8 protein-coding genes and 1 tRNA gene are annotated in these 9,411 nt (G+C 51.2%); 8 read left to right on the forward strand and 1 reads right to left on the reverse strand.

Going from position 1 to position 9,411, the window contains the following annotated elements; translation table 11 throughout:
- The first annotated feature begins 1 nt into the window (after position 1).
- Positions 2–544 carry a rubrerythrin gene (gene rbr / locus F7D20_RS07325; RefSeq protein WP_158463460.1) on the forward strand — a complete coding sequence of 181 codons (543 nt, stop codon included), beginning with the start codon at positions 2–4 and terminating at the stop codon, positions 542–544.
- A gap of 114 nt (positions 545–658) precedes the next feature.
- Here the strand turns inward: rbr and F7D20_RS07330 are convergent, their stop codons facing one another.
- A complete protein-coding gene (locus F7D20_RS07330) occupies positions 659–1,102 on the reverse strand; it encodes a DUF3127 domain-containing protein (protein ID WP_158463461.1) in 444 nt (147 codons plus the stop codon).
- Between the two features lie 237 nt (positions 1,103–1,339).
- Between F7D20_RS07330 and dnaN the strand changes: the two genes are divergently transcribed.
- From dnaN to F7D20_RS07365, 7 genes are all read left to right on the forward strand, one after another.
- A complete protein-coding gene (dnaN, locus tag F7D20_RS07335; protein ID WP_158463462.1) occupies positions 1,340–2,464 on the forward strand; it encodes a DNA polymerase III subunit beta in 1,125 nt (374 codons plus the stop codon).
- 17 nt (positions 2,465–2,481) lie between these two features.
- Positions 2,482–3,336: a 3'-5' exonuclease gene (locus F7D20_RS07340; protein ID WP_158463463.1), complete on the forward strand. Its 855-nt coding sequence runs from the start codon at positions 2,482–2,484 to the stop codon at positions 3,334–3,336.
- A 99-nt stretch (positions 3,337–3,435) separates the two neighbouring features.
- Entirely contained in the window at positions 3,436–4,635 is a 1,200-nt protein-coding gene (coaBC, locus tag F7D20_RS07345) for a bifunctional phosphopantothenoylcysteine decarboxylase/phosphopantothenate--cysteine ligase CoaBC (protein WP_158463464.1), read from the forward strand.
- The gene (locus F7D20_RS07350) at positions 4,571–5,497 is read left to right on the forward strand and encodes a DUF4835 family protein (protein WP_158463465.1); all 927 of its coding nucleotides are present in this window, start codon (positions 4,571–4,573) and stop codon (positions 5,495–5,497) included. The genes coaBC and F7D20_RS07350 overlap by 65 nt, the downstream gene beginning before the upstream one ends.
- 13 nt (positions 5,498–5,510) lie before the next feature.
- A complete protein-coding gene (gene recN / locus F7D20_RS07355; protein WP_158463466.1) occupies positions 5,511–7,178 on the forward strand; it encodes a DNA repair protein RecN in 1,668 nt (555 codons plus the stop codon).
- A gap of 37 nt (positions 7,179–7,215) precedes the next feature.
- Entirely contained in the window at positions 7,216–8,856 is a 1,641-nt protein-coding gene (locus tag F7D20_RS07360) for a tetratricopeptide repeat protein (RefSeq protein ID WP_158463467.1), read from the forward strand.
- A 145-nt stretch (positions 8,857–9,001) separates the two neighbouring features.
- Positions 9,002–9,076, forward strand: a tRNA-Arg gene (locus tag F7D20_RS07365).
- The last annotated feature ends 335 nt before the right edge of the window (positions 9,077–9,411 follow it).

Genomic DNA, 9,411 nt, shown 5'->3' on the forward strand with positions numbered 1-9,411 from the left:
CATGAAAGAACTGAAAGGAACCAAAACCGAGAAGAATTTGTGGGAAGCATTCGCAGGCGAATCGCAGGCCCGCAACAAGTACACCTACTTTGCCAGCAAGGCCAAGAAAGATGGTTATGTGCAAATAGCCAACATTTTTGAGGAGACAGCAGCCAACGAGAAGGAACACGCCAAACTGTGGTTCAAGTACCTCATAGGCGGCGAGATAAAGAGCACAGCCGAGAACCTCTTGGCAGCAGCCGAGGGTGAGAACAGCGAGTGGACCGATATGTACAAGCGCATGGCAGAAGAGGCTCATGCAGAAGGATTCGAAGAAATCGCTGCCAAGTTTGAGATGGTGGCAGAGATAGAAAAGCACCATGAGGAGCGCTATCGCAAATTACTGAAGAACGTAGAGGACAAAGTGGTGTTCTCGCGCGACGGCGACTGCATCTGGCAGTGCTCCAACTGCGGGCACATCGTAGTTGGCAAGCAGGCTCCTGAGGTTTGCCCTGTTTGCAACCATCCACAGAGCTACTTCCAAATAGAAGCTCGCAATTATTAAATCAACTGAGTCCACTTGAAAAAGTCATTTTTACGAAAATCAGCTATTAATTGTCAATATGTTACAAAGACAAAAAAATACGATTTTCGACTTTATCAAGTGGACTCATTACTTTTAGAATGGAAGATCGTCTGCACTGCCTGTCTCAGCAGAAGCTGCAGGAGCAGCAGAAGCTGGAGGGAAAGGAGCAGTGGCTCCAGCTGCAGGAGCAGCTGCTACAGGAGCACCTGCTGGTGGGAACGGAGCACCAGCTGGCTGCATTCCGCCAGCCATGGCAGCAACAGTATTAGGATCTACGTGCTGAACATTCCATGCACGAATATTATTAAACCAGCGGCCATTATATTCGTGAGCATCGATATCAAAGGATACCAAGATCTCTTCGCCGCTCTGAATATTAAACTGTGCCAAGCGTTCAGCTCCGAAGACATCGAAAACCAACTTCTTGGGATACTGCTCATGAGTCTCAATGACAAACGACTGTGATTTCCACTCACCTCTTGCAGAGACACCGCTTCTTTCAGGCAAAACGGCAATAACCTTTCCTTGTAATTCCATATTATAATAATGTTTGAATAATGATACTTAAACTTTCCTCTCGAGAAACTATTCACACCCGCAACTCACAACAGAGGTGAAAGATGAAGAAAGTTTTCTCTTTAGACTGCGAAATTACTAAAAATAGTTCATAAACTGAAACTTTTTATCGATTTTTTTGTACGTCATCGATATTTTTTGTATTTTTGTGGTCAGTAAGAAAAGAAATGTAGAACATAAACAAAATTATAAACACTCATGAGATTTGTTTTATCAAGCTCTGCCTTGAGCAGCAAGCTCAACATGCTTGCGAAAGTAATCAGCAGCAAGAATTCCTTGCCCATCCTCGATTGCTTCCTTTTCCAGGTTGCTAACAATGTGATGACCATCACAGCAAGCGACAGTGACAACGTGATCAAAAGCGTCATCGACCTGACTGAATGTGAGGGAGAAGGCGAATTCTGCATCCCCAACAAGGTGATTCTCGACGCACTGAAAGAGTTGCCAGAGCAGCCTCTCACCCTGGACGTGACCCCCGACAGCTACGCCGTGAAAATCGTTTACCAGAACGGTTTGTACAACTTCACAGCGCAGAGTGCTGAGGACTATCCTCGCACACAGAGCATGACCGATGCAGCCAATTCTATCATAATACCTGCCACCGTCCTGATCGACAACATCTCCAGAAGCCTGTTTGCCACAGCCAACGACGAGTTGAGACCTATTATGAACGGTGTGTACTTCGATTTAACCCCCGACGCACTCGCCATTGTAGCAAGCGACGGCCATAAGTTGGTACGCAACAAGAACTTCTCTATCACAAGCGAGACTCCTGCTTCGTTCAATCTTCCCAAGAAACCAGCCAACCTGCTGAAGAACATTCTTACCAAGGACGGCGGTGACGTGCTTATAAAGTTCGACGACAGAAATGCCGAGATCAAATACAACGACGGAGTACTTAACTGCCGACTGATAGACGGAAGATATCCTAACTACAACTCAGTGATTCCTACCGACAATCCAAGTCAGACCACAGTAGACCGCCGTGCCCTTCTCAGCGCCTTGCGCCGTGTGCTCCCCTTCGCCAGCGAGAGCAGCCAGTTGGTTCGTCTGCACATGGAGAATGGCCACTTCGAAGTATCTTCCGAGGATATCGACTTCGCCACATCAGCTAAGGAACAGCTCTCTTGCGAGTACACCGGCGCACCTATGAGCATCGGTTTCAAGGGCAGCAGCCTCATGGAGGTTCTGAGCAATCTGAACAGCGACCAGGTTGTCATCATGTTGGCAGACCCAAGTCGTGCCGGCATTATCGTTCCTGCCGAGCAGCCTGAGGACGAGGACGTGCTGATGCTGATTATGCCAATGTTGCTCAACGACTAAAATAATAAAAACATATAATGAAATTAAATCTTAAAAAGCCCTTAGTAGTCTTCGACCTGGAGACTACGGGGCTTGATATGGTTAAAGACCGTATCATCCAGATGTCGTATATCAAGGTCATGCCCGACGGTAGCGAGACTCGTAAGAATCTCTACGTAAACCCCGGAATGCCTATACCCGAAGAAGTCGTCGCCCTTACCGGCATCAGCGACGAGGATGTGAAAAACGCACCTACATTCAAGCAGCTGGCAGCCAACTTGCAGAAGGAGTTTGAGGGATGCGACTTTGCAGGCTACAACTCCAACCGTTTCGACGTGCCTATGCTCGCCGAGGAATTTCTGCGTGCAGGCATCGACTTCGACTTCAACAAGTGCCGCCTGATAGATGCGCAGACCATCTTTATGAAGATGGAACGCCGCAATCTTGCTGCCGCCTACAAGTTCTACTGCGGAAGAAAGATGGAGGAAGACTTTGAGGCCCACCGTGCCGACCAGGACACCGAGGCTACTTACCGCGTGCTCATGGGCGAGCTGGACAAATATGCTCCTGGAGTACAGGAAGAGCCAGAGCGTGTGCTCAACAATGACATGGACGAGCTGGCCAAGTTCTCCATGCAGAACGACAACGTAGACTTTGCCGGCCGCATCATCTGGCAGGAGCTGAAAGATGCTCAGGGCAACGTGCTTACCGACGAACAGGGAAATCCACGCAAGCATGAGGTGTTCAACTTTGGCAAATACAAAGGCTGGGACGTGGCAGAAATCCTGCACAAAGATCCAGGCTACTACACATGGGTATTGGGCAGCGACTTTACCTACAACACCAAGCAGGTGCTTACCCGCATCCGTCTTAGGGAGTTCAACAAAAGATAAAGTCATGTTCTCAACTTTCGCTGGACGAGTTGTTTTTCAAGGAGTTAAGAAAGGTCCCTTCCAGCGAAGGTTCAACCATCAAATGTTCAAATCAGAAAAATGAGTCTTAAAGGAAAGAAAATAGTACTGGGCATCACAGGCTCGATAGCTGCCTATAAATCTTGCCTCATCATAAGAGGCCTCATCAAGCGAGGAGCCGAAGTGCAGGTTGTCATCACACCTGCCGGCAAGGAGTTCATCACTCCCATCACGCTCTCTGCCCTTACCCACAAACCCGTTGTCAGCGAGTTCTTCTCGCAGAGAGACGGTACATGGAACTCGCATGTCGACCTCGGCCTCTGGGCTGACGCCATGCTCATTGCGCCCTGTACGGCTGCCACAATGGGAAAGATGGCAAACGGCATCGCCGACAACATGCTCATCACTACCTATCTGTCGATGAAGGCCCCTGTCTTCATCGCTCCAGCCATGGATCTCGACATGTACAGACATCCGTCCACCCAGCACAACATGCAGACACTCCTGAGCTACGGCAACAGAATCATCGAGCCAGCCTCCGGATTCCTGGCAAGCGGACTGGAGGGCAAGGGACGCATGGAGGAACCCGAGATCATCGTCGACAGCCTGGACCGTTACTTCGATGAACAACAGCAGCAGGACCTCAGTGGCAAGAACATCATGATCACTGCCGGTCCTACCTACGAGAAGATAGACCCCGTAAGATTTATCGGCAACTACTCATCGGGCAAGATGGGATTCGCCCTTGCCGAGGAATGCAGAAAGCGAGGCGCCCACGTCACGCTGATAGCAGGCCCCGTGGCGCTGCAATGCGACAACGACATCAGACGCATCGATGTGGAGAGCTGCGAAGAGATGTACGAGGCTGCCACCCATGAGTTTACAGGCTGTGATGCAGCCATCCTCTGTGCGGCAGTAGCCGACTTCCGTCCTGCCGTTGTTGCCGACAGGAAGATCAAGCGCGAGAAGGACGACCTGGTGCTCACCCTGGCTCCCACCCACGACATCGCAGCAGCCCTTGGACAGATGAAGCAGAGCCGCCAGCGCATCGTGGCTTTTGCCCTGGAAACCAACGACGAGGAAGCCAATGCCGAGAAGAAACGCAGGAAGAAGAATGCCGACTTCATCGTGCTGAACTCCACACGCAACGCCGGCACCACATTCCGCACCGACGACAACCAGATAACGATCATATCCGAGAAAGGCAAGAAAGAATATGAGAAAAAGCCGAAGACTGAAGTGGCTCGCGATATCATTGACGAGCTGGCTCGCATGCTGTAGTTACGGCCTTCAGGCGCAGGAACTGCAAGCCAAAATAACCATTAACCATGCCCAGATACAGGGCACGGACAATGCCGTATTCGACAATCTGCAACAGACTCTCGAGCAGTTTGTCAACGACCGGCAATGGACCCATCTGCAGTTTCAGAAAAACGAACGCATCAACTGCAACTTCAACATCACGGTGACAAAATACGCCAAAGACCAGAACCTCTTCACGTGCAAAGCGCTGATACAGGCCAACCGACCCGTATACAATGCCGCCTACACCACTACTATATATAATAATGTGGACGAGAACTTCACGTTCAACTTTGCACAGTTCGACCAGCTCGACTTCAACGAGGAGAATCTCGACAACCAGCTCACAGCTCTCTTTGCCTATTATGCCTACCTCATCATCGGACTCGACCTCGACACCTTTGCGCCCATGGGAGGCGAGGATGTGCTGCAAAGATGCATGAACCTCACCAACAATGCACAAAACCTGTCGTACCCGGGCTGGAAAGCCTTCGACGACAACAGAAACAGATACGCCATCATAGCCGACTATCTCGACGGAGGAATGCAACCCTTCCGACAGATGCAGTACGACTACTACCGCAAGGGACTCGACGAGATGGCCAACAATGCCGAGCGAGGACGCACGGAGATTACGACCACACTCGAAACCAATCTGAAGAAAGCAAAGGAGAACAAACCGCTCAGTCTGCTGCCACAGATATGGACCGACTACAAGAAAGATGAGTTGGCAAACATCTACAAGGGCAAGGGCACGCAGAAGGAGAAAGAGAGCATCTACGAACTGCTCTTCAGCATCAATCCTTCGCAGAATGCCCAATGGGACAAAATAAAGCAATAAAGAAACCGACAACATGCTCAAACAGCTATACATCAAGAACTTTACACTCATCGACGAGCTCGACATCCAGCTGCATCCAGGCTTTTCCGTCATCACGGGCGAGACAGGTGCAGGCAAGAGCATCATCCTGGGTGCCATCGGTCTGCTGCTCGGCAACAGAGCCGACACCAAGGCCATCAAGGCAGGATGCGACAGATGCACCATCGAGGCACACTTCGACCTGTCGAGATACGACATGCAGAGCTTCTTCGCTGAGCACGATATCGACTATGACGCCGACGACACCATCATCCGCCGCGAGCTGACAGCCGCAGGCAAAAGCCGTGCCTTCATCAACGACACACCCGTGGCGCTCAGCCTGATGAGAGAGCTGGGAGAAAGCCTGGTCGACATCCACTCACAGCATCAGAACCTGCTGCTGCAGAAAGAGGATTTCCAGCTCAACGTGGTTGACATCATCGCTCAGGACAGCAAATTGCTGGGCGACTACAGGGCCACATACAATCAGTATCACCAGGCCAGGCAGCGACTCGCCAAGTTGGAGGAAGAGATAGCGAAGAGCCGTGAGAACGAAGAGTTCCTCAGATTCCAGTACAAAGAGCTCGACCACGCCCAGTTAGAGGAAGGCGAGCAGGAATCGCTGGAGCAGGAAGCCGAGACGCTGACTCATGCCGAGGACATCAAGACTGCCCTCTACGAAGCCGACAACACGCTGACCAATGAGGACGGAAGCATACTCGAAAGGCTGAAGTCCACCTGCCAGCAGCTCGCATCCATCAAGGAGGTCTATCCCGCCATAGCAGAGGCTGCCGAAAGGCTCGACAGCAGCTACATCGAACTGAAGGACATCGCTCAGGAGATAGGCACCAACGTCGACCGCGTCGACTTCGAACCGGCAAGACTCGACGAGATCAACAGCCGGCTCGACACCATCTACTCGCTGCAGCAGAAGTTCCATGTACAGGACATCAGCGGCCTGATAGAAATCAGAGACAACATCAAGCAGCAGCTCGACCACATCGGCAACAGCGACGAGGAGCTGGCAGCCCTGCAGCAGGAGGCCGAGCATTGGCTTTCCAAGGCAGAACAGGCGGCCAGGAAGCTCACCGAGCTACGCACCAGGACAGCCAGGAAGATAGAAACCGAGATGCAGCAAAGACTCGTGCCGCTGGGCATTCCCAACGTGCGTTTCGAGATCAGCTTCACCGCCAAACCACTCTCAGCCGACGGAGCCGACAAGGTCAACTTCCTCTTCAGCGCCAACAAGAGCACACCCCTGCAGCCCGTCAGTCAGGTGGCTTCGGGTGGCGAGATAGCCCGTGTGATGCTCTCACTCAAGGCGATGATCAGCGGAGCCGTCAAGTTGCCAACCATCATCTTCGACGAGATCGACACAGGTGTAAGCGGAAAGATAGCCGAGAAGATGGCACAGATCATGGCAGAGATGGGCGAACTCGACCGCCAGGTCATCTCCATCACCCACCTGCCACAGATTGCCGCCATGGGCAGACATCACTACAAGGTGCTGAAGGAAGAAACCCCACAGGGCACACGTTCCCACATGACGGAACTCACCGAGGAGCAAAGAGTAAGCGAGATAGCGCAGATGCTGAGTGGAAGCGACATCACCGAGGCCGCCCTCGCCAATGCGCAGGAACTGCTCAGAAGCTATCGCAAATAAATGCTATTGTGGGCATGAAATTAAACATTAAAAATATATGAAAAGACTGTACATCATCATTGCCGCCATGATCATAAGCATATCAGGCATCATGGCACAACCAGGGCCAGTACAGAAGATGGCAAAGAGCGTCTTCACACTGACCACATTCAACAAAGACGGACAAATCATCGCCTCGACACAGGGCGTGTTTATCGACAATAAGGGAACAGCCATCAGTACCTTCAAACCATTCATAGGAGCCACCAAGGCCACTATCGTAGATGCCAGCGGACGCTCTACAGACGTAGACGCCATCCTTGGTGCCGACGAGCTGTATGATGTCGCTAAGTTCAGAATCAAGGCATCCACAGCCGCCGCCACCCTGGCGAGCAGCACCACACCGGCAGGAAGCAAAGTGTGGCTCGTGCCCTACTCCATCAAGAAGCCAGCCTTCCAGCAGGAGGAGATCAGCAGCGTAGAGACATTCAACAACACCTACAACTACTACATCTTCATCACCACGGTGCCCGAGAATGCCATCGGCTGTCCCTTTGCCAACAAGGACGGACAGGTTATCGGACTGATGCACAGCAACGGATCGGTGACAGCCATCGATGCACAGTACGCCAAGCAGCTCAAGGTGACAGGACTCTCCACCCTCGATGCCGCACTCCGCGAGACAGGCATCCGCACAGCCCTGCCCGACACCGAGCAGGAGGCAGTCATGATGATGACACTGAAGAAGGGACAGATAGCCTCCACCGACTACGACAAGTATGTCGACGAGTTTATCGGCAAGTTCCCGGCATCCGCCTACGGATACAAGGAAAAAGCATCCCGACTCTCCAACGAGGCAAAATATGAGGAATCATCAAAGCTGATGGAGGAATGCATCAAGAAGGCAGCCAAGAAGGACGAGGCTTACTCAGCCTATGCCGACATCATCTATCAGAAGGCAGTGTACAAGGGCGACTCCATCTATACAGCATGGAACATCGACAAGGCCATAGAGATGATACGCAAGGCATACAGTATCAACGCCCTTCCTGCCTACAAGCATCAGGAGGCACAGTACAGCTATTTCAAGGGCGACTACCAACAGGCACTCAGCATGTTCCTCGACCTCACCAAGACCAACATCAACAGCGGCGAACTGTATTACGAGGCAGCCCAGTCGAAAGCCCAGCTCAATGCACCCGCCGGCGAGATAGAGGTATTGCTCGACAGTGCCATCGCCGTAGGACAGAAGACAGGACTGGCAGCTCCCTACTATCTGGCGCGTGCACAGTTTTTCGACCGCAAGGGCGAATATCGCAAGGCGCTGCCCGACTACAACCAGTACGACTCCCTGACCCATACCGTAGACCCCACCTTCTTCTATGCCCGCTACAAGTGCGAGACGAAGTTGCGTATGTGGCAACAGGCGCTGCTTGACATAGCCCGCACCTGCTACTTGGCGCCCAAGGAGCCCACCTACTTTGCCGAATGGGCAAGTCTCGACCTCCGCGTCAAGCGCATCGACGAGGGCATCAGCGCCGCCAAGGCCTGCATCAACCTCGCTCCCGAATATGCCGACGGCTATCTGCTCTTGGGTCTGCTGCAGCGCGAGAAGGGACTGAAACAGGAAAGCATCGAGAACCTCAAGAAGGCACAGGAGTTGGGCGACACCCGTGCCGAAGAATATCTCAAGCAATAATTTTATCGGCTTCCATGCCCTGTCAACGAGATAAAGTTGAGTGATAAACACTTAGCGGACAGCAATAATAGCAAATAATCCCGAAAATATTTGGTAGATTGCAAAAAAAGCAGTAATTTTGCATCCGCATTAAGAAACAGAGTATGGTTCCGTAGCTCAGTTGGATTAGAGCAACAGCCTTCTAAGCTGTGGGTCTTGGGTTCGAACCCCAACGGAATCACTCTCATCATGATGCAAAGCAGGTGATATGATCATTAGATTGTATCACCTGTTTTGTTTTAGTACATCCGAAATCGAAAATGACTAATGAGCGAGTCATAAAACGTTTTCATCAATCTAAGTAGTTACCAGGAATGATTTTATTTTTGTCAAGAATATTTTTATTTTTGTTGAGAAGATTTTTGTTTTGTCAAGAATTTGAGAATTTGAGATTTTTTCTCTGATTACCTATCCGCTACGCGCGGTGAACGTTAATTCTCTGTTTCTCAAATTCTTGACTAAAAATACTCTTGACTAAAAATTATTCTCCGTCACCAGTGCCGCCGCCTTCGGTCT

It is taken from the genome of Segatella copri, assembly GCF_009495355.1.
GTDB lineage: Bacteria > Bacteroidota > Bacteroidia > Bacteroidales > Bacteroidaceae > Prevotella.

Excerpts from the sequence above, each read along its gene's own strand:
- F7D20_RS07360 (WP_158463467.1), top strand. The coding sequence starts at position 7,216 with ATGAAAAGACTGTACATCATCATTGCCGCCATGATCATAAGCATATCA.
- coaBC (WP_158463464.1), top strand. The coding sequence starts at position 3,436 with ATGAGTCTTAAAGGAAAGAAAATAGTACTGGGCATCACAGGCTCGATA.
- F7D20_RS07350 (WP_158463465.1), top strand. The coding sequence starts at position 4,571 with ATGAGAAAAAGCCGAAGACTGAAGTGGCTCGCGATATCATTGACGAGC.
- F7D20_RS07340 (WP_158463463.1), top strand. The coding sequence starts at position 2,482 with ATGAAATTAAATCTTAAAAAGCCCTTAGTAGTCTTCGACCTGGAGACT.
- dnaN (WP_158463462.1), top strand. The coding sequence starts at position 1,340 with ATGAGATTTGTTTTATCAAGCTCTGCCTTGAGCAGCAAGCTCAACATG.
- recN (WP_158463466.1), top strand. The coding sequence starts at position 5,511 with ATGCTCAAACAGCTATACATCAAGAACTTTACACTCATCGACGAGCTC.
- F7D20_RS07330 (WP_158463461.1), bottom strand. The coding sequence starts at position 1,102 with ATGGAATTACAAGGAAAGGTTATTGCCGTTTTGCCTGAAAGAAGCGGT.
- rbr (WP_158463460.1), top strand. The coding sequence starts at position 2 with ATGAAAGAACTGAAAGGAACCAAAACCGAGAAGAATTTGTGGGAAGCA.